We start from the raw sequence: 18,618 nt of genomic DNA on the forward strand, positions 1-18,618 counted from the left end.
CGCCGTCACCACCTCAGGCCCGGCCAGGCCCGCTGCATGTACTGCATTTCGGACAGGAGATGGCCGAAGCTCTCCGAATGACGGCCCGAGCGGCCGCCGGTCTGGAACCAGCCGTCGGGCGGCAGGCGCAGCGTCGCCTCGTCCAGCACCTCGCGCAAGGTGGCGTGCCACTCATCGCGCAGGCTCGCCGGATCGACCGCGATGCCGGCGGCGGCCAGCCGCTCGACCACACCGTCGACCTCGAACAGCTCGCCCGTATAGGGCCACAGATGGTCGACGGCCGCCTGGGCGCGCTCATGGCTTTCGGTGGTGCCGTCGCCAAGGCGAATGGTCCACTCGGCGGAATGGCGCAGGTGATAGGCCGCTTCCTTCTCCGCCTTGGCGGCGATGGCGGCGAGGGTTTCGTCCTTCGAGGCCTTCAGCTCGCGCCACAGCGGCAGCATGAAGGCGGAGAAGAAGAACTGGCGCAGGATGGTCTCAGCGAAGTCGCCGTTCGGCTGCTCGACCAGCAGGCAGTTGTTGAACTGGCGCTCGGGACGCAGGAAGCAGAGCTGGTCCTCGTCGCGGCCCTCGCCTTCCACCTCGCCGGCATAAGTGTAGAGCGCGCGCGCCTGGCCGATATGGTCGAGCGCGATATTGGCGAGGCCGATATCCTCCTCCAGCGTCGGCGCATGGCCGCACCACTCGCCGAGGCGCTGGCCGAGAATGGCCGCATCGTCGGCAAGACGCAGGGTATAGGCGAAGAGATCGGCGGTCCGGTCGGTCGTGGTCATGGTGCCGTTCCCGCTCACATGTTGCCGACTTCTTCGGGGATCTCGTAGAAGGTCGGATGCCGGTAGATCTTCGAGGCGGTCGGCTCGAACATCACGTCCTTCTCGGACGGGTCGGACGCGACGATCGCCGAGGACGGCACCACCCAGATGGAGACGCCTTCGCCGCGGCGGGTGTAGACGTCGCGCGCGGCCTGCAGCGCCATCTCCTCGTCGGCCGCATGCACCGAGCCGCAATGGCGATGCGCCATGCCGGTGCGCGAACGGATGAAGACTTCCCAGAGCGGCGTGTTCTTCTCGGTCATGGTTCTCTCCCTCGGGCTCGCGGACGGGTGGCCGGCGCGAAGCCTCATGGTCCTGCGGAACGTCGTTGTGCTTTTTTGCCCGGCGCGTGCCCGCGCCGGGGTGTCGCTCACTCGGCGGCGATGCGGGCCGCCTCGCGGCGGTTGCGGCGCTTTTCGGCGTAGGCAAGGGCCGCCTCGCGCACCCAGGCGCCCTCGTCGAAGGCCTTGCGGCGGGCAGCCAAACGCTCGCGGTTGCACGGGCCGTTGCCGGCGACGACGCGGGCAAACTCCTCCCAGTCGATCTCGCCATATTCCCAGTGGCCGGTGTCCTCGTTGAACTTCAGGTCCGGGTCGGGGAGCGTCAGGCCGAGATAATGCGCCTGCGGCACGGTCGCATCGACGAACTTCTGGCGCAGCTCGTCATTGGTGAAGCGCTTGATCTTCCAGGCCATCGACTGGGCGGAATGCTTGGAGTCTGTGTCGGAGGGGCCGAACATCATCAGCGACGGCCACCACCAGCGGTTCAGCGCGTCCTGCACCATCTCCTTCTGCTCTTCCGACGAGCGGCACATCTCCAGCAGCAGCTCGTAGCCCTGGCGCTGGTGGAAGCTCTCTTCCTTGCACACGCGGATCATGGCGCGCGAATAGGGGCCGAAGGAGCAGCGGCAGAGCGGGATCTGGTTCATGATCGCCGCGCCGTCGACCAGCCAGCCGATGGCACCGATATCGGCCCAGGTCAGGGTCGGATAGTTGAAGATGGAGGAGTATTTCGCCTTGCTTGACAGAAGCTGCTCGGTCAGTTCCTCGCGGGACACGCCCAGCGTCTCGGCGGCGGAATAGAGATAGAGGCCGTGGCCGCCCTCGTCCTGCACCTTGGCGAGCAGTGCCGCCTTGCGCTTCAGGGTCGGGGCGCGGGTGATCCAGTTGCCCTCGGGCAGCATGCCGACGATCTCGGAATGGGCATGCTGGGAGATCTGGCGCACCAGGGTCTTGCGATAGGCCTCCGGCATCCAGTCGTTGGGCTCGATCTTCTCTTCCGCGTCGACGCGGGCCTGGAAGGCGGCGAGCAGCGCGGCGTCCTCGCTGCGCTCGTCGGACGCATCACGGGCGTTCAGGGCCTGGGTGTACATGCGATCAACCCCTCCTCGGTTGCCATGCGGGACGCGCCAGCCGCGCGCCTTATCTGCTCGCATTATACGTGACGATATTTTTATATTTCAAGTATTTTTCGTCACACATTAACATATGCCAAATCCGTTCTCGCAAGTGGCTGATTTTGCGGAACTCCCCGCCTCAGCCGGCAGAGAAGCGGCGAAGTTCCGAGGCCTCCGGCGGCGGCAGGGGGCCGTCCGGGCCGCGGGCATGGGCGGCGATCCAGGCCTCGGCCGGCTTGCGCAACGCGCCGTAGAGCCGGGCCGCCAGCCGGTTGGCGGCAAGACCCGGCCAGTCGGCGGGCAGCAGCGCGGGCGGCAGCATCGGATCGCGCAGGCTCAGCCGGCGATAGTCGTGGACGAGCAGGATGCGGCAGACCATCGCCGTCTCGGGCGACAGGCGCGCGTGCCCTGCACCGCCCTGCCCACTCTCCAGCGCCTCGGCCAGCGGCGCATAGCGCCGGCAGAAGGACTGGTAGCGGCCGGCCAGCGGGGCAAGATCGAAGGCGCGGGCGACGAGATCGGCATCGGAGCCGGCCAGCACGGAGGCCGCCAGCGTCACCGCGCCCTCCGCCGCCCCTTGCGGAAACTCGGGCCCGTCGAGCGGCGGGCTGGCCGGGGTGCCGAGCAGGATGCCGGGCGCCAGCAAGCCGTAGCCGGCCTTGCGGGCCGCCTCGCGCAGACCGTTGCGGCCCTCCGTTTCGGGCAGCACGACGAGCCGCAGCTCCGCCGCCCGCGCCTCGCCTCCTTCCGGCGCAAGCCGGTAGATGCGCTGCGAGGCCGGGGTGAAGGTCGCGCGCCCGGCCGCCGACAGGGCATAGAAGCTGAGCCGGCCCCGGCGCTCGCGCTCGACCCAGCCGTCGCGGGCAAGCCGCGAGAGCGCGGCGCGCACCGCCGCCGCATCGATGCGCATCAGCCCGAGCAGGTCCGACAGCGTGCCGGCCCAGACCTCGCCGCCGCGCGGGGCGACGACATCGCCGAAGATCGTGACGATCAGCGACCAGACGCGCAGCGGCTGGGTCTCGTGCAGCCGGTCCAGCAGCGCGCCGGCGAGCGCCTCGACCTCCGCCGGCGCGTTGCCGGCCTCAGCCGGCGGCGTGGTGGGCATGCCAGTGCCAGGCGATGTCGATGCGCCGGGTGACCCAGACCTTCTCGTGCGAGGCGACATAATCGAGGAAGCGGGCGAGCGCGGCAGCGCGCCCCGGACGGCCGACCAGGCGGCAATGCAGGCCGATATTCATCATCTTCGGCGCGCCGGCCTCGCCTTCCGCATAGAGCGTGTCGAACGTGTCCTTCAGATAGGTGAAGAACTGGTCGCCCGAGTTGAACCCCTGCGCGGTGGCGAAACGCATGTCGTTGGCATCGAGCGTGTAGGGAATGACGAGATGCGGGCCGGACGGGCCTTCCACCCAATAGGGCAGATCGTCGGCATAGCTGTCGGAATCATAGAGGAAGCCGCCCTCCTCCATCACGAGGTCGCGGGTGAATTCCGACGAGCGGCCGGTGTACCAGCCGAGCGGACGCGAGCCGGTGACCTCCTCGTGGATGCGGATCGCCTCGGCCATGTGGCGCTTCTCATCTTCGCGCGAGAAATCCTTGTAGTCGATCCACTTCAGCCCGTGCGAGGCGATTTCCCACCCCGCCTCGTTCATGGCGGCGACCGCGTCCGGATTGCGCTGCAGGGCGGTGGCGACGCCATAGACGGTGACGGGCATGGAGCGCTCGGTGAACATCCGCCACAGGCGCCAGAAGCCGGCGCGCGAGCCGTATTCGTAGATGGACTCCATGTTCATGTGCCGCTGGCGGTGCCAGGGCGCGGCGCCGACGATCTCCGACAGGAAGGCCTCGGAATAGCTGTCGCCGTGGAGGAGGCAGTTCTCGCCGCCCTCCTCGTAGTTGATGACGAACTGGACGGCGACGTTGGCGTCGTTCGGCCACTGCGGATTGGGCGTCTCGCGTCCGTAGCCGACGAGATCGCGCGGATAGGTGTCGCTCATTGGGACCGTCCGTTGCACGAGGGGACCAGGCCCGAAGCGGGCTGCTCTAGGCCGGAGGAAACCCAAAAGCACGCGCCGATGCAAGGCTTTCGCGTCAGGAGCGGGGGCGGGCCGGCACGGATACGGGCACGGGCACCGGAGCGAGGGCCGGATCGAGCGCACCCTTGACGTCGAGGCGCATGCGGCGGCCGCTGTCGTCGCCCGGCTCGGAGGGCAGCGCCATGATCGCCGCGCCCATGGCGGCCGAGCACAGGGTGATCATCAGGCCCGCCAGCAGCACCAGGATCGGCAGCCAGGGCTGGTCGGAGGCCAGGATCAGGCTGCGCAGCCCGCCCGTGTCGAGCCACAACAGCCCACCGAGCACGATGGCGGCGGCAAAGGCGCCGATCAGCCAGTTGATGGCCAGGAGCCGGAAGAAGGGCTGCGCCAGCAGGCGGGAGACGCCGCCGGGCCGCCGGGAAGGTTGCACGTCTTGCATGTCGGTCATGGATCCGCACTCTCGTTCGCGGCGTAAAGGCTGTCGGGCCATCGCTCCGGCCCCTTTGCAGGCCACCGTTCCCCGAAGATGGCGCAGACGCCCGGAATGTCCACGCGGTCGACTGCCGCAGGCAGGGCTGTGTCCCGCCTTTCAAGGTCATCGGAAAAAGCTGCAGGCTACGAAAAATCCCTCACTGGCCGCTTGTGCCGCAGGGTCCGAAGCCTATATAAGGCGGAAGTATATCGATCCGATATATCCATAATCAAGAATATACCGAACCGGCACTGTCCGCAGCCAGCAGGCGCCCCCATCGGGCGAAAAACGCAAGCACGGTCGGGACGGACAGGCCATGAGAACGGAAGGACGGATCGCACCGCAAGGACCGCGACCCGCGACGGCCGGACAACAAGATCGCCCGCTTTTCGGCAGGGCGACGGGCCGCCATTCCCGGCGAGGGTGGAAGGGACCTGAGTATGAGCGTCAGAACACTGTGCCTTGCAATCCTGAATTTCGGAGACGCCACCGGCTATGAGATCCGCAAGCTCTCGACCGAAGGCAAGTACAGCTACTTCGTCGACGCCAGTTTCGGCTCGATCTATCCCGCGCTGGCGCGGCTGGAGGCCGAAGGGCTCGTCACGGTGCGCGAGGAGGCCCAGAGCGGCAAGCCCTCGCGCAAGGTCTATTCGATCACCGAGGCCGGCCGCGCCGAGTTCATCCGCGACCTCAGCCAGCTGCCGGCGCCGGACATCTACCGCTCGCCGTTCCTGCTGGTCGCCATGTGCGCCGAAATGGTGGGGCCGGACGTCATCCGCAAGGCCATCGACGCGCGGCTGGAGCATATGCGTGGGGATCTGGCCAAGCTCGAAGCCATTGCCGGCGAGCCCTGCGACCACCGTCCGGCAGCCCGCTTCATCCTGGAATACGGGCGCAGTTGCATGACCGAGGACATCCGCTTCCTGGAAGCGAACCGACACCGACTTGAAGACATCGCACGCGGCCGCCCTGCCCTCCCCCAGGCGGCCGAGTGACCGAAACCTCCCCGGAGATCACCGAATGAAGATCCGCTTCTCCTACGTTCTCGCGGTCGGCATCATCGCCGGCGTCGCGGGCTGGATGTGGACGGGCACCTTTGTCGCGGGCGGCCTCGCCGATTCGCCGAATGCAACGCCGCCTCCCTCGCAGCGCGCGGAGGAAGCGGCGGCAAAGCCGTTCCGCGTCGCCGTGCGCGACATCGTCGCCGAACCGCGCCGTTCGGTCCTGGTGATCCGCGGCCGCACCGAGGCCGATGCCAAGGTCGAGGTTCGCGCCGAGACCAGCGGCCGGGTGTCCGAACGGCGGGTCCAGGAAGGGCAGCCGATCGCCAAGGACGACGTGCTTTGCGTGCTCGACAAGGGCGCGCGCGAGGCCAAGGTGCTGGAAGCCAAGGCGCTGCTTGCCCAGGCGGAGCTCGACCATACCGCCGCGACCCAGCTCAAGGAGAAGGGCTTCACCGCCCAGACCCGCGTTGCCGCGCTGCGCGCGGCGATGGACGCCGCCAGCGCCAAGCTGGAGGAGCAGGAGCTCGAGCTGGCCCGCACGATCATCAAGGCGCCGATTTCCGGCATTGTCGAGAGCCCGATGGTCAGTGTCGGCACGGTCCTCGCCATCGGCGGCATCTGCGCCACGATCATCGACGCCGACCCGATCCTGGCGATCGGCCAGGTGTCGGAGCGCGACGTGGGCAAGCTCGAGATCGGCCAGGAGGCAGAGGTGGAACTCGTCGCGGGCGGCACAGCCACCGGCAGGATCCGCTACATCGCGCCGGCCGCCGACTCGTCCACCCGCACCTTCCGTGTCGAGATCGTCATCGACAACAAGGATGGCGCGATCCGCGACGGCATCACCGCGACAGCCAGGGTGCCGCTGCGCGAGGAACGCGCCCACCAGCTCAGCTCCGGCGTCCTGACGCTGAATGACGCCGGCACGCTCGGCATCCGCGCCGTCGACGAGGCCAACCGCGTGGTCTTCCACCCGGTGATCGTGCTCGGCGGCGACATCGACGGCCTGTGGGTCGGCGGCCTGCCCAAGCAGGTGCGGCTGATCGTGACCGGTCAGGACTACGTAACCGACGGCCAGGTGGTCGAACCGGTGACCAGCACGGCGGAGGCCACGCAATGATCTCGATGCTCGAGACTGTCCTGCGACGGCCGAAGACCGTCCTCACCCTGATGGTGGTGATGGTCGCGGCCGGCATCATGGCCTATATCGGCGTGCCGAAAGAGGCCGATCCGGACATCGACATCCCGGTGTTCTACGTGTCGATCACCCAGCAGGGCATTTCGCCCGGCGACGCGGAGCGTCTGATCGCCAGGCCGATGGAAACCTCCCTGCGCGGCCTCGACGGGCTGAAGGAGATCACCACGATCTCCGGCGAAGGCCATGTCGGCGTCCTGCTGGAGTTCAACATCGACTTCGACAAGACCAAGGCGCTCGCCGACGTGCGGGACAAGGTCGATCAGGCCAAGGCGGAACTGCCGTCGGAAGCCGACGAGCCGACCATCACCGAAACCAACTTCGCCTTGATGCCGACGATCTTCGTCACCCTGTCGGGCGACGTGCCGGAGCGCACGCTGTACCGGCACGCGCGGCGGCTGAAGAACGACATCGAGGCGATTCCGACCGTGCTGAAGGCGGACCTTTCCGGCCATCGGGAGGAACTGCTGGAAGTCATCATCGACAGCATGAAGCTGGAATCCTACCAGGTCACCCAGCAGGAACTGCTGACCTCGCTGGCGAACAACAACCAACTGGTGCCCGCCGGCTTCCTGGACAACGGCCAGGGCCGCTTCAACGTCAAGGTTCCGGGCCTCGTCGAGACCGCGGCCGACGTCTACACCCTGCCGATCAAGCAGAGCGGCGAAGGCGTCGTGACGCTCGGCGACATCGCCGAGATCCGCCGCACCTTCAAGGATCCGACCAGCTTCACCCGCGTCAACGGCCATCCGGCGATCTCCATCGACGTGGTCAAGCGCAAGGGCACCAACATCATCGAGAACAACGCGGCGGTGCGCGCGGTCGTGGCCTCGGTCACGAAGGACTGGCCGGAGACGATCCGGATCGACTTCATCCTCGACAAGTCGGAGGACATCTACGAAATCCTCGGCTCGCTGGAGGCCTCGATCCTGACCGCCATCTTCCTGGTGATGGTGGTCATCATCTGGGCGCTCGGCATCAAGTCGGCGCTGCTCGTCGGCATCGCCATTCCCGCCTCCTTCATGGTCGGTTTCCTGATCCTGCAGTCGGTGGGCATGACGGTGAACACGATGGTGATGTTCGGCCTGGTGCTGACCGTCGGCATGCTGGTCGACGGCGCCATCGTCATGGTCGAGTATGCCGACCGCAAGGTCGCCGAGGGCATGGAGGCGCAGGAGGCCTATATCCGCGCCTCGAAGCTGATGTTCTGGCCGATCGTGTCTTCGACGGCGACGACGTTGGCCGCCTTCCTGCCGATGCTGCTGTGGCCCGGCGTTGCCGGCGAGTTCATGAGCTACCTGCCGATCATGGTGATCATCGTGCTCAGCGCCTCGCTGCTGACCGCGCTGGTCTTCCTTCCCGTCACCGGCGCGGCCATGTCCGGCGCCATCTCCTGGGTCGGCCGCAATGCCGAATGGGTGATGGCCTTGCTGGTCGGGGCGGTGGTCGCCGTGCTGCTCGCCCATCCGGCGACGGCAGGCCTGCTGCCCCTGCCCTCGATGCTGGTTCTGCCGGTCGCCGCCGGCGCGGGCCTTGCGGCGGGACTTGCCGCCTATCGCGGCCTGGCGCCGCTGATCCGGCTGTCGCGCCGCCGGGCCCGGCGGAACGCGGCGGAAGAGCAGCACATGGCCCGGCTGCTGTCGGCGGGCGAGAAGTTCGACCCGCGCAAGATCCGTGGCTTCACCGGCCTCTATGTCCGGATGCTGGGCTTCTGCGCCGGTCGGCCGATCGGCAACGTGGTGACGCTGGTCGGTCTGGTGCTGCTGTCCGGCGGCATTCTGACCTACTTCATGGCCAACTCGCAGGGCGTCGAGTTCTTCGTCGAGGAGGAGCCGAACTCGGCCATCGTGCTGGTCTCGGCGCGCGGCAACTTCTCCGCCCGCGAGGCTCTGAACCTGGCGCTCGCCGTCGAGCGCGAGGTGATCGACGTCAAGGGCATCAAGAACGCGGTGATGTCGGTGACCACCGGCAGCAGCAGCGGCGGCGGCATGATGGGCGTGCAGGACAAGCCCGCCGACGTGATCGCCCAGATCAACCTGGAGTTCTCCGACTATTGCTGCCGGCGGAACTGGAAGCAGATCTCCGCCGAAATCCGCGAGCGCACGGCGAGCCTGCCGGGCATCTTCGTGGAAACCCGCGAGATCGAGGGCGGCCCGCCGACGGGCAAGGACGTCCGCCTGCAGATCACCTCCACCAGCTACAACGACCTGACGGCGGCGGTGGCCAAGGTGCGCAGCCATGTCGACACGATGGAAAGCCTGCAGGACCGCGAGGACAGCCGCCCCCTGCCGGGCATCGAATGGCAGATCACCATCGACCGCGAGCAGGCGGGCCGGTTCCAGGCCGGCATCGGCTCGGTCGGCTCGATGGTGCAGCTCGTCACCAACGGCGTGTTGATCGGCAAGTATCGGCCGGACGATTCGGAAGACGAGGTGGACATCCGCGTCCGCCTGCCGGAGACGGAGCGCACGCTCGACCGGTTCGATTCCCTGCGCCTGCAGACGCCGCTCGGCCAGGTGCCGCTGTCGAACTTCATCGACCGGGCGCCGCAGCAGAAGGTGACGACGATCACCCGCCGCGACGGGCTCTATGCGATGGACGTGAAGGCCAATGTGGTGATGACCGACACGATCACCACCGCGGACGGCGTCACGCGGCCGCTGACCGCCAACGACAAGGTGGCGGAGTTGCAGGCCTGGCTCGACACCCAGCAATGGCCGGACAACGTCTTCTTCCGGTTCCGCGGCGCCGACGAGGACCAGAAGGAGTCCGGCGAGTTCCTGATGAAGGCGATGGTCGGTTCGCTGTTCCTGATGTTCATCATCCTGGTGACGCAGTTCAACAGCTTCTACCAGACGTTCCTGACGCTCTCGACGGTGATCATGTCGATCTTCGGCGTGTTGCTCGGCATGGCGCTGATGGGACAGAAGTTCTCGATCATCATGACGGGAACGGGCGTGGTGGCGCTGGCCGGCATCGTGGTGAACAACGCCATCGTGCTGATCGACACCTACAACCGCTTCCGCGAGGACGGGATCGAACCGGTGGAAGCCGTGCTGAAGACCTCGGCGCAGCGTATCCGGCCGGTGCTTCTGACCACCATCACCACCATCGCCGGCCTGGTGCCGATGATGACCCAGTTGAACCTCGACTTCTTCAACCGGGTGGTCGCGCTTGGCTCGATCACGGCGGTGTGGTGGGTCCAGCTTTCGACGGCGGTGATCTTCGGTCTCGGCTTCGCCACCATCCTGACGCTGATCGTCATTCCGACCATGCTGGCGATGCCGACGGTATGGATGCGGATGTTCGCCTCCTGGCGGGGCGGAAAGACGGACGCCGCAACGGCCTCCGGCGCCCTCGAAGAAGAGGAGCGGGACGGGCCGCAGCAGCAGCCGGCAGCGCCCGTGGCACCGGCCTCCGCCGTCTTCGGTGCGCCGGGCTCGGCCACGGTGACCGCGATCGGCCCGCGCAAGGACGAGCGCAGGGCACCGCCCGACGGCCTGCCGCAAGCGGCCGAGTAAAGCCGGCAGAAAAAGAGCCCGCGGGACCCATCCCGCGGGCTCTTTTTATCGGGCAAAGCTCTATCGGGCAAAGCCAGTCCCTTGCAGGCACCGGCTCCGGCCCTTCCGGTCAGAGCCTCTCGAGATCGGCGACACCGGCCTCGGTGTCGTCCTTGCGCAGATCGGACGGCCGGCGCAGGGCGGGGAGGATCTCGGCGACGCTGTTCGCCACCCGGTAGTCGACCTCGAAGCCGGCGCGGATGAACCCCTCCGCCCGCATATGCGCCAGCATGTCGATGAGGGGGCGCCAGAAGCCGCCGATATCCGCCAGCACCACCGGCTTGCAATGCTGGCCGAGCTGCCCCCAGGTCAGCATCTCCACCACCTCTTCCAGCGTGCCGATGCCGCCGGGCAGCGCCACGAACCCGTCGGCGCGCTCGAACATGGTGCGCTTGCGCTCGTGCATGTCGCGCGTGACGATCAACTCGCTGACCGCCTGCATCATCACCTCGCGCTCCTCCAGGAAGCCGGGGATGACGCCGGTGACATGGCCGCCCGCCTCCAGCGCGGAGCGGGCGACCGCCCCCATCAGCCCGAGCGAGCCGCCGCCATAGACGAGGTTCAGCCTTTCGGCGGCAAGCGTGCGGCCAAGCTCCCGCGCCGCCGCCATATAATGGGGTTCGGTCCCCTCGCCGGTGCCGCAATAGACGCAAACGGAGGACAGGCGGCGGACCTCGGTCTCGCCGCAAGGTGTCGTATGATCCTGTTTCATGCCTTTAGATGTGCCGTCCCTGTCCCTCCGGGTCAAGCATGCAGCGTCCGGCGCGTGGCCGGAGGGGACCGACGCGAAAACGCTGCGAAACGGTGCAGATCAGAGGGCCGGCTTGCTTGCCGGCTGGCGCTTTAGCGTATAGTCATGCGGTGGAATTCCGGGGCCTGCGGCACATATTATATCGTACCGGGAACCGCAGGGTGCGAATCGCGGGGAGCGCGGGGTCTTCATGTCGCAGAAACTCATCATCCAGTTGCTTGTCTTGCTCGGCCTTGTCGGTGCCGGCGCGGTCGGCTACCACCTGTCGCAGAAGGACGACGGCACCGCCAGACAGACGGCGGAGGCGCCGGCGACCGGTGAGGCGGCGACACAGACCGCGGCAACCGAAGCCCCCGCCAAGACCGAAGGGCCGCAGGCGGCCGCAACGCCCCAGGACACCACCGATATCGGCGGCAAGACGGCGGATGAGCGGATCGCCGCACTTCCCTCGTTCGACCTGATGCGGGTCGAACCGGACGGCTCGGCCGTCGTTGCCGGCCGCTCCGAGGCCGGGGCGATCGTCGCGCTGCTGGCGAACGGCCAGGTGGTCGGCAGGGGCATCGCCAATGCCGCCGGCGAATTCGCCATCGTGCTCGACGAGCCGCTGCCCCCCGGCGCCCATGCGGTGACGCTGGAGACCCGCGACGCCGACGGCAAGGTGCTCAACGAATCGAGCCAGTCGATGGCCGTTTCCGTACCGCAGGACCGGTCGACCGGCGAAGTGCTGGTCATGCTCAACGAGCCCGGCGCGCCGTCGCAGATCCTCCAGAAGCCGCAGCAGATCGCCGATGCCGGTGCTGCCGCGGGTCAGGCGCAGACCGAACAGGCGACTTTGGACCAGGCGACGTCGGACCAGGCGGGCGAGGCTCCGTCCGCCGCGCAGGAGGTCGCCGCCGCCAGCGCAAGCGGGGCACCGGCCGACACCGGCAGTGATGCCGCCGCGCCGCAAGCCGCAACCGGCGGGGAGCGCGAACAGCCGTCGGCGGGGCAGGACGCCCCGGCGCAGGAGCAGCCCCGGACCGATGCTCCGGCACAGCCGCAGCTCGCGGACGCCTCCTCCGACACCGGAGCGACGACGACGGAAGCAGCCGGCACGGAAGCAGCCGGCACGGAGCAGACCGCCGAAGCCCCTGCCACCGCCGAGCCCCCGGCAACGGCCGATCTTGCCACGGCTCCGGCTGGCGCCGATGCGCCTGCCGCCGGCGCCACGGCCGAGGCACCGGCCGGGACCGCGCCGACCGGCAGCGATGCCGCGCCGACCGTCACGGTCGAGGCCGTCGAAGCGGAAGGTTCGAAGGTCTTCGTCGCCGGTTCGGGCCAGCCCAACAGCACCGTGCGCGTCTATCTCGACAACCAGTTGGTCGGCGAGGCGAAGACGGACGCGCAGGGCCGCTGGCTGCTGGAAACCGAAGGCGAGGTCAACCCGGGCGAGGTGGCCGTGCGCGCCGACCAGGTAACGTCCGGCGACGGCGCGGTGGCCGCCCGTGCCGAGGTGACCTTCGAAAAGGCCGCCGACGAGGCCGTCATCCTGCGCCCGGTGGCGCTGTCGGGCGAGGCGGGCGCCGGCTCGGGCGCCAGCGGCGATGCCGGCACCCGGCAGATCCCCAGCGTCATCATCCGCACCGGCGACAATCTGTGGACCATCTCGCAGCGCCGCTACGGCGCCGGCATCCGCTACACGACGATCTACCAGGCCAACAAGGACCAGATCCGCAACCCAGACCTGATCTATCCGGGCCAGGTCTTCATGCTGCCGGAGGGTGATCGCAACTGGCCGGCCGAGCGCGCGACCGGCGGCTGAGGCCGACCGGACAGCGTGACGCCGCGCCGGCTCTCAGCCGGCGAGGCTGCGCGCGCCGTCGAGGATCAGGCGGGTGGCGATGCGGGCATAGTCGGAGCGGCTGACGGCACCGCCCTCGCGGAACCAGAGATAATGCCAGTTGACCATGCCGAAGAGGCTCATGGTCACCGGTTTCAGCAGCGCCGAGCCGGGTTCGGAGAGCTGCGGCACCGCCTGCGCCAGGGCGCCGGCGAAGAGCTGCACCAGGCGGCGCTCGCGCGCCTTCAGCTCCTCCTGCTGCTCGGCCGGCAGCCGCTTCATCTCGTTGATCTGGATCTTGTGCTCGGCATTGGCGTCGCGATAGGCGTCGAGCAGCGCCGAGACATAGCCGAGCAGCAGCTCCTCTCCGGTCATCTCCGGCGAACCGCCCTCCTCCACCGCGGCGATCAGCTCGTCGAGATGATCGCGGATGATGTCGAAGAGCAGTGCGTCCTTGTTGGCGTAGTAGTGGTAGAGCAGCGCCTTGGAAACGCCGCAGCCGAGCGCGATCTGGTTCATCGAGGCGCGGTCGAACCCGTGTTCGGCAAAGAGCTCCGCCGAGGTCTTCAGGATCGCCTTGCGCTTGTCGTCATAGTCCTCGGCGCGCGGGCGTGCCATGTCGTCCAGTCCCCCGGTGGTCCGGTCGCGGAAGGTCCCGCGACCGCTGATCCTGTTGTTGCGGCCGCCGGCCTATCAGGCCTTCGGCCGGTTGTCGATCACCCGCTTCGCCTTGCCCATGGACCGTTCCAGCACGCCTGGATCGGAGACGGCGATACGGGTGCTGATCCCGATGACGTTCTTGATATGCGTTCTCAGCTCGGCCGCGGAGGCGGCGCGCTGCGCATCGTCGGCATGGGTGGGAAGCGCCTCGACATGGACGGTCATTTCGTCCATCCGGCCCGAGCGTGTCAATTCCACCTGGTAGTGCGGGGCAAGTCCCTCGACCCGCAGCAACTGCTCCTCGATCTGGGTCGGGAAGACGTTGACGCCGCGCAGGATCATCATGTCGTCCGAGCGCCCCGTCACCTTCTCCATCCGCCGCATCGAGCGGGCCGTGCCCGGCAGCAGGCGCGTCAGGTCGCGGGTGCGGTAGCGGATGACCGGCATCGCCTCCTTGGTCAGCGAGGTGAAGACGAGTTCGCCCATCTCGCCGTCGGGGAGCACCTCGCCGGTCACCGGGTCGATGATCTCGGGATAGAAGTGGTCTTCCCAGATATGCAGGCCATCCTTGGTCTCGACGCATTCGTTGGCAACGCCCGGCCCCATCACCTCCGACAGGCCGTAAATGTCGACCGCATGCATGTCGAACGCCGTTTCGATCTCCTGGCGCATGGCATTGGTCCAGGGCTCGGCACCGAAGACGCCGACCTTGAGCGAGGTTTCGCGCGGGTCGATGCCGCGCGCGCGGTACTCGTCGAGGATCGCCAGCATGTAGGACGGCGTCACCATGATGACGTCGGGGCGGAAGTCCTCGATCAAGGACACCTGGCGCTCGGTCATGCCGCCGGAGATCGGCACGACGGTCATGCCCAGTTCCTCGGCGCCGTAATGGGCGCCGAGACCGCCGGTGAACAGGCCGTAGCCATAGGCGACATGGCAGATCATGCCCGGCCGGGCGCCGGCGGCGCGCAGCGAGCGGGCCATCACCGTCGCCCAGGTCTTGATGTCGTTGCGGGTGTAGCCGACGACGGTGGGCTTGCCCGTCGTGCCGGAGGAGGCATGGACACGCGCCACCTGCTCGCGCGGCACGGCATACATGCCGAAGGGATAGTTGTCGCGCAGGGTCTGCTTGTGGGTGAAGGGGAACCTGCCGAGGTCCGCCAGCGTCTTCAGGTCGTCCGGATGGACACCGGCCTCGTCGAAGCTCTTGCGGTAATGGGCAACGTTCTCATAGGCGTGACGCAGCGACCACCTGAGCCGGTCGAGCTGCAGGGCCGCGATCTCGTCGCGCGACGCGGTTTCGATAGGGTCGAGATCGCCCGGCTTCGGCGCCAGATCGAACATGCGTGTCATCCTCCCCGGATTGTCCTGTGCCGTCGCGGGGCTCCGCCGCGCGCGGCCAATACTCTTGTTGAAAGCCGTCGCCCCCGCCGGTCACCCGGTCGGCAGATGGGTGCCCTTGATGGTGCGGGAATTGCCGCGAAACTCGGCGAGCACCTCGCCCGCCGCATTGGTCACGGTGACATCGGTGATGCCCGAGCGCCCCTCGCGCCAGCGCTCGACGGCCGCCGCGACGAGCCGCTCGCCGAGCCGTCCGGGCCGCAGGAAGCTGACCGCGCAATGGCTCGCCACGGTGTTCTGGTTGTGGCTGTTGCAGGCAAAGGCGAAGGCCGAATCCGCCAGCGTGAAGATGTAGCCGCCGTGGCAGATGCCGTGGCCGTTGACCATCGTCTCGGTGACCGTCATGGCGATGACCGCGCGGCCCGGCCCGACCTCGAGGATCTCCATGCCAAGCCCCTGGCTCGCCTTGTCGCCGGCCCACATGGCATCGGCGCAGGCGCGCGCGAGCTCCTCCGGGCTCATGCTGCTCGCCGGTCGTGCGGCTTGCGTGTCGGTCATGGTCATGCCTCCCCGTCCGTATCCGCGTCCGGGCCCGCGCCCTTTGGCGGGCGGCCGGTGAAGACAGGCGCACGCTTGGCCATGAAGGCGGCAACGCCTTCCGCGTAGTCCGGCGAGCGTCCGGCCAGCCCCTGCAGGTCGCGCTCCAGGTCGAGCTGGGTGTCCAGATCATTGCCGAAGGAGGCTTCCAGCGCCTGCTTGACGAGGCCGAGGCCGAAGGTCGGCGCAGCGGCGAGTTCTCCGGCAAGCCGGCGCGCCTCGCCCATCAGTTCGCCATCCGGCAGGGCCTTCCAGATCATGCCCCAGTCCTCCGCCTGGCGGGCGGAAACCGGGGTGGCGAGCAGCGCCAGCGCCTTGGCGCGGGCAAGGCCGACCAGGCGCGGCAGCGTCCAGGTGCCGCCGGAATCGGGCACGAGGCCGATCTTCGAGAAGGCCTGGATGAACTTGGCGCTCTCGCCGGCCAGAACGATGTCGCAGGCCAGCGCGATATTGGCACCGGCACCGGCGGCAACGCCGTTGACGGCGCAGACGACCGGCTTCGGCAGCGCCTTCAGCCGGCGCAGCAAGGGGTTGTAATTCGCCTCGATGGTGCGGGTGAGGTCCGGCGGCGCATCGCCCGGCGCGGTGACGCGGTCGCTGAGGTCCTGGCCGGCGCAGAAGCCGCGCCCGGCGCCGGTCAGCAGCACGCAGCGGATGTCGGCATCGCTCTCGGCAACGTCCATCGCCTCGCGCAGCGCGGCATGCATCGCCTCGTTGAAGGAATTCAGCTTGTCCGGCCGGTTCAGGGTGACGACGAGGACGCCGCCCTCGCGCTCGACCAGAACGGGCGCGGGCTCCGCCCCGCCGTGAGCCGCAGAAGTCTCGGTTTGCATGCGCCCTCCCGTTGCGCCGGTGCCGCCACCGCGACGTGGTTCCACCCTCAAGGTGCCCTCCCCCGTCGTGACGCGTACCGGTCGCCCTCGTGATTTTTCACTTGACTGACCAACCGGTCGGTCAATTATTATGATCGTCAATCGGGCGCTGTCAATCACGTCCGGACCAACGAACCGACCCGCCCCCGTGGCATCGCGATCAGGCCGAAGTCTGGACGCGACCGGAGAGGCGGGCAAGACACAGGCGGCGCGCCCGCCGGGAGGACAACGCCAGCGGAGCCCGCGAGACGGGCCCCTGTCGGCGTGCGCCCGGCCAGCGCGTCACGCAGGGAGACGGTCATGGCCGCATTCTTCGACACGCACAAGGCGACCCTCGACACGGCGGTGGCGACGATCCATAGCCGTGGCTACTGGTCCGCCTATCCGGAGGTTCCCTCCGGCAAGATCTATGGCGAGAGCGCGAAGGACGACGGCGAGGCCGCCTTCAAGGCCCTGCTCGGCAAGCCGTTCGAGCTGGACCAGCCGACGACGGGCGGGCGTGTCGGCCACGAAGTCAGCCCCTTCGGCCTCGATCTTGCCATCACCTATCCCGAGACCACGCCGGACATGGCCGTTGCCGCGGCGAAGGCCGCGATGGACGGCTGGGGCAAGGCGAGCGCGGAAGCGCGCGCCGGCGTCTGCCTGGAAATCCTGCAACGCATCAACCGGCAGAGCTTCCTCTTCGCCAATGCGGTGATGCACACCTCCGGCCAGGCCTTCATGATGGCGTTCCAGGCCGGCGGCCCGCATGCGCAGGACCGGGGGCTCGAGGCCATCGCCTATGCCTATGACGAGATGAGCCGCATTCCCGGCGCCGTGCGCTGGGAAAAGCCGCAAGGCCCGAAGGATCCGCTGGTGCTGGACAAGCAGTTCCGCATCGTGCCGCGCGGTCCGGCGCTGGTCATCGGCTGCGCCACCTTCCCGACCTGGAACAGCTATCCGGGCCTCTTCGCCAGCCTTGCGACCGGCAATCCGGTGATCGTCAAGCCGCATCCGGGCGCGATCCTGCCGCTGGCGCTGACCGTCAGGATCGGCCGCGAGGTGCTTGCCGAGGCCGGCTTCGATGCGAACGTGCTGCAGCTTGCCGCCGACACCGCCGACAAGCCGCTGACCAAGGAACTGGTCACCCATCCCGATGTCGCGATCATCGACTTCACCGGCTCGCCGGCCTTCGGCGCCTGGTTGCGCGAGAACGCCAGGGGCAAGCTGGTCTATACCGAGGAAGCCGGCGTCAACTCCATCGTCATCGCCGGCACGCCGTCGATGCGCGGCATGGCCGGCAACATCGCCTTCTCGCTGTCGCTCTATTCCGGGCAGATGTGCACCGCGCCGCAGAACATCTTCGTGCCGCGCAATGGCATCGACACCGACGAGGGTCACAAGAGCTTCGACGAGGTCGCCGGCGCCATCGCCACCGCCATCGACAAGCTGCTGGGCGATCCCCAGCGCGCGGCCGGCGTGCTCGGCGCGGTGCAGAGCGAGGCGACGCTGCAGCGCATCGCCGAGGCTCGCAAGCTCGGCAAGGTGCTGCGCGACAGCACCCCGGTCGAGGGCATGGACGGCGCCCGCTCGGCGACCCCGCTGGTGCTGGCGGTCGATGCGAAAGACGAGGCGGCCTATCTGGAGGAGCGGTTCGGGCCGATCAGCTTCGTGATCGCGACCGACAGCGCGGAGGAGGCGATTGCCCGTGCGGCGGGCTCCGCCAGGACGCGCGGCGCGATCACCGCAGCGCTCTATGCGACGGACGAGGCGGTGATCGACAAGGCGGCCGATGCCTTCGCCGAGGCCGGCGTGGCGCTGTCGGTCAACCTGACCGGCGGCATCTTCGTCAACCAGTCCGCCGCCTTCTCTGACTATCACGTCACCGGAGCGAACCCGGCCGGCAATGCCTGTCTGTGCGACAGCGCCTTCGTCGCCAACCGCTTCCGCGTGGCAGCCATGCGCCGCCCGGTCGCGGCGTAGGAACGGACGGGCCGGGAGCGACGCACTCGCCCCCGACCCCTGCTTTCCGAACGGGAGACCGGAAACAGACTGCACTGGACCTGTGGGAGGAAACAAGAATGGCAGTTTTCGGAAAATGCATCCGTGGCGCGGCCCTGCTGGCCG

At 68.2% G+C, this 18,618-nt stretch carries 16 protein-coding genes; 5 read left to right on the plus strand and 11 right to left on the minus strand.

Annotated features, from left to right (window positions below; all coding sequences use genetic code 11):
• Positions 1-5: 5 nt before the first annotated feature.
• The 6 genes from paaC to TSB10P1A_RS20150 all read right to left on the minus strand — a co-directional run bounded on the left by paaC (position 6) and on the right by TSB10P1A_RS20150 (position 4,689).
• Entirely contained in the window at positions 6-773 is a 768-nt protein-coding gene (gene paaC / locus TSB10P1A_RS20125) for a 1,2-phenylacetyl-CoA epoxidase subunit PaaC (RefSeq protein ID WP_186389730.1), read from the minus strand.
• A 14-nt stretch (positions 774-787) separates the two neighbouring features.
• Positions 788-1,075 carry a 1,2-phenylacetyl-CoA epoxidase subunit PaaB gene (gene paaB, locus TSB10P1A_RS20130; protein ID WP_186389731.1) on the minus strand — a complete coding sequence of 96 codons (288 nt, stop codon included), beginning with the start codon at positions 1,073-1,075 and terminating at the stop codon, positions 788-790.
• A 107-nt stretch (positions 1,076-1,182) separates the two neighbouring features.
• Positions 1,183-2,184 (minus strand): 1,2-phenylacetyl-CoA epoxidase subunit PaaA, encoded by a 1,002-nt coding sequence (gene paaA / locus TSB10P1A_RS20135; RefSeq protein WP_186389732.1) that lies wholly within the window; start codon positions 2,182-2,184, stop codon positions 1,183-1,185.
• A 163-nt stretch (positions 2,185-2,347) separates the two neighbouring features.
• The gene (locus TSB10P1A_RS20140; RefSeq protein WP_186389733.1) at positions 2,348-3,313 is read right to left on the minus strand and encodes a PaaX family transcriptional regulator C-terminal domain-containing protein; all 966 of its coding nucleotides are present in this window, start codon (positions 3,311-3,313) and stop codon (positions 2,348-2,350) included.
• Positions 3,291-4,202, minus strand: a complete 912-nt coding sequence (puuE, locus tag TSB10P1A_RS20145) for an allantoinase PuuE (protein WP_186389734.1) — start codon at positions 4,200-4,202, stop codon at positions 3,291-3,293. Before puuE ends, TSB10P1A_RS20140 begins: the two co-directional genes overlap by 23 nt.
• 94 nt (positions 4,203-4,296) lie before the next feature.
• Complete coding sequence (locus TSB10P1A_RS20150) at positions 4,297-4,689, minus strand: hypothetical protein (RefSeq protein ID WP_186389735.1); 393 nt, start codon at positions 4,687-4,689, stop codon at positions 4,297-4,299.
• Positions 4,690-5,153: 464 nt separating this feature from the next.
• Here TSB10P1A_RS20150 and TSB10P1A_RS20155 point away from each other — a divergent pair, with 464 nt between their 5' ends.
• The 3 genes from TSB10P1A_RS20155 to TSB10P1A_RS23830 are packed head-to-tail and all read left to right on the plus strand — an operon-like array spanning position 5,154 to position 10,433.
• Positions 5,154-5,708 carry a PadR family transcriptional regulator gene (locus TSB10P1A_RS20155; protein WP_186389736.1) on the plus strand — a complete coding sequence of 185 codons (555 nt, stop codon included), beginning with the start codon at positions 5,154-5,156 and terminating at the stop codon, positions 5,706-5,708.
• 25 nt (positions 5,709-5,733) lie between these two features.
• Positions 5,734-6,837, plus strand: coding sequence for an efflux RND transporter periplasmic adaptor subunit (locus tag TSB10P1A_RS20160; RefSeq protein WP_186389737.1), 1,104 nt, complete (start codon positions 5,734-5,736; stop codon positions 6,835-6,837).
• The gene (locus TSB10P1A_RS23830) at positions 6,834-10,433 is read left to right on the plus strand and encodes an efflux RND transporter permease subunit (protein ID WP_186389738.1); all 3,600 of its coding nucleotides are present in this window, start codon (positions 6,834-6,836) and stop codon (positions 10,431-10,433) included. The genes TSB10P1A_RS20160 and TSB10P1A_RS23830 overlap by 4 nt, the downstream gene beginning before the upstream one ends.
• Before the next feature lie 109 nt (positions 10,434-10,542).
• Here the strand turns inward: TSB10P1A_RS23830 and TSB10P1A_RS20170 are convergent, their stop codons facing one another.
• Positions 10,543-11,184, minus strand: a complete 642-nt coding sequence (locus TSB10P1A_RS20170; protein WP_186389739.1) for a TIGR00730 family Rossman fold protein — start codon at positions 11,182-11,184, stop codon at positions 10,543-10,545.
• A gap of 229 nt (positions 11,185-11,413) precedes the next feature.
• Here TSB10P1A_RS20170 and TSB10P1A_RS20175 point away from each other — a divergent pair, with 229 nt between their 5' ends.
• The gene (locus tag TSB10P1A_RS20175; RefSeq protein ID WP_186389740.1) at positions 11,414-13,024 is read left to right on the plus strand and encodes a LysM peptidoglycan-binding domain-containing protein; all 1,611 of its coding nucleotides are present in this window, start codon (positions 11,414-11,416) and stop codon (positions 13,022-13,024) included.
• A gap of 33 nt (positions 13,025-13,057) precedes the next feature.
• Here TSB10P1A_RS20175 and TSB10P1A_RS20180 read toward each other — a convergent pair whose 3' ends face one another.
• From TSB10P1A_RS20180 to paaG, 4 genes are all read right to left on the minus strand, one after another.
• Positions 13,058-13,660 (minus strand): TetR/AcrR family transcriptional regulator, encoded by a 603-nt coding sequence (locus TSB10P1A_RS20180; protein ID WP_186389741.1) that lies wholly within the window; start codon positions 13,658-13,660, stop codon positions 13,058-13,060.
• Positions 13,661-13,735: 75 nt separating this feature from the next.
• On the minus strand, positions 13,736-15,046 hold the full coding sequence (paaK, locus tag TSB10P1A_RS20185; protein ID WP_186390086.1) for a phenylacetate--CoA ligase PaaK: 1,311 nt from the start codon (positions 15,044-15,046) through the stop codon (positions 13,736-13,738).
• 90 nt (positions 15,047-15,136) lie between these two features.
• Complete coding sequence (gene paaI / locus TSB10P1A_RS20190; protein ID WP_186389742.1) at positions 15,137-15,601, minus strand: hydroxyphenylacetyl-CoA thioesterase PaaI; 465 nt, start codon at positions 15,599-15,601, stop codon at positions 15,137-15,139.
• 2 nt (positions 15,602-15,603) lie between these two features.
• Positions 15,604-16,473 carry a 2-(1,2-epoxy-1,2-dihydrophenyl)acetyl-CoA isomerase PaaG gene (gene paaG, locus TSB10P1A_RS20195; protein ID WP_186389743.1) on the minus strand — a complete coding sequence of 290 codons (870 nt, stop codon included), beginning with the start codon at positions 16,471-16,473 and terminating at the stop codon, positions 15,604-15,606.
• A 339-nt stretch (positions 16,474-16,812) separates the two neighbouring features.
• Between paaG and paaN the strand changes: the two genes are divergently transcribed.
• A complete protein-coding gene (gene paaN, locus TSB10P1A_RS20200; protein WP_186389744.1) occupies positions 16,813-18,474 on the plus strand; it encodes a phenylacetic acid degradation protein PaaN in 1,662 nt (553 codons plus the stop codon).
• Positions 18,475-18,618: the final 144 nt, after the last annotated feature.

Origin of the sequence: Stappia sp. TSB10P1A, from assembly GCF_900185725.1 — a bacterium.
Classification (GTDB): Bacteria; Pseudomonadota; Alphaproteobacteria; order Rhizobiales; family Stappiaceae; genus Stappia.

What these genes read in the sequence shown, in the direction of transcription:
- paaC (WP_186389730.1), bottom strand. Translation starts at nt 773, where the DNA reads ATGACCACGACCGACCGGACCGCCGATCTCTTCGCCTATACCCTGCGT.
- paaB (WP_186389731.1), bottom strand. Translation starts at nt 1,075, where the DNA reads ATGACCGAGAAGAACACGCCGCTCTGGGAAGTCTTCATCCGTTCGCGC.
- paaA (WP_186389732.1), bottom strand. Translation starts at nt 2,184, where the DNA reads ATGTACACCCAGGCCCTGAACGCCCGTGATGCGTCCGACGAGCGCAGC.
- TSB10P1A_RS20140 (WP_186389733.1), bottom strand. Translation starts at nt 3,313, where the DNA reads ATGCCCACCACGCCGCCGGCTGAGGCCGGCAACGCGCCGGCGGAGGTC.
- puuE (WP_186389734.1), bottom strand. Translation starts at nt 4,202, where the DNA reads ATGAGCGACACCTATCCGCGCGATCTCGTCGGCTACGGACGCGAGACG.
- TSB10P1A_RS20150 (WP_186389735.1), bottom strand. Translation starts at nt 4,689, where the DNA reads ATGACCGACATGCAAGACGTGCAACCTTCCCGGCGGCCCGGCGGCGTC.
- TSB10P1A_RS20155 (WP_186389736.1), top strand. Translation starts at nt 5,154, where the DNA reads ATGAGCGTCAGAACACTGTGCCTTGCAATCCTGAATTTCGGAGACGCC.
- TSB10P1A_RS20160 (WP_186389737.1), top strand. Translation starts at nt 5,734, where the DNA reads ATGAAGATCCGCTTCTCCTACGTTCTCGCGGTCGGCATCATCGCCGGC.
- TSB10P1A_RS23830 (WP_186389738.1), top strand. Translation starts at nt 6,834, where the DNA reads ATGATCTCGATGCTCGAGACTGTCCTGCGACGGCCGAAGACCGTCCTC.
- TSB10P1A_RS20170 (WP_186389739.1), bottom strand. Translation starts at nt 11,184, where the DNA reads ATGAAACAGGATCATACGACACCTTGCGGCGAGACCGAGGTCCGCCGC.
- TSB10P1A_RS20175 (WP_186389740.1), top strand. Translation starts at nt 11,414, where the DNA reads ATGTCGCAGAAACTCATCATCCAGTTGCTTGTCTTGCTCGGCCTTGTC.
- TSB10P1A_RS20180 (WP_186389741.1), bottom strand. Translation starts at nt 13,660, where the DNA reads ATGGCACGCCCGCGCGCCGAGGACTATGACGACAAGCGCAAGGCGATC.
- paaK (WP_186390086.1), bottom strand. Translation starts at nt 15,046, where the DNA reads ATGTTCGATCTGGCGCCGAAGCCGGGCGATCTCGACCCTATCGAAACC.
- paaI (WP_186389742.1), bottom strand. Translation starts at nt 15,601, where the DNA reads ATGACCGACACGCAAGCCGCACGACCGGCGAGCAGCATGAGCCCGGAG.
- paaG (WP_186389743.1), bottom strand. Translation starts at nt 16,473, where the DNA reads ATGCAAACCGAGACTTCTGCGGCTCACGGCGGGGCGGAGCCCGCGCCC.
- paaN (WP_186389744.1), top strand. Translation starts at nt 16,813, where the DNA reads ATGGCCGCATTCTTCGACACGCACAAGGCGACCCTCGACACGGCGGTG.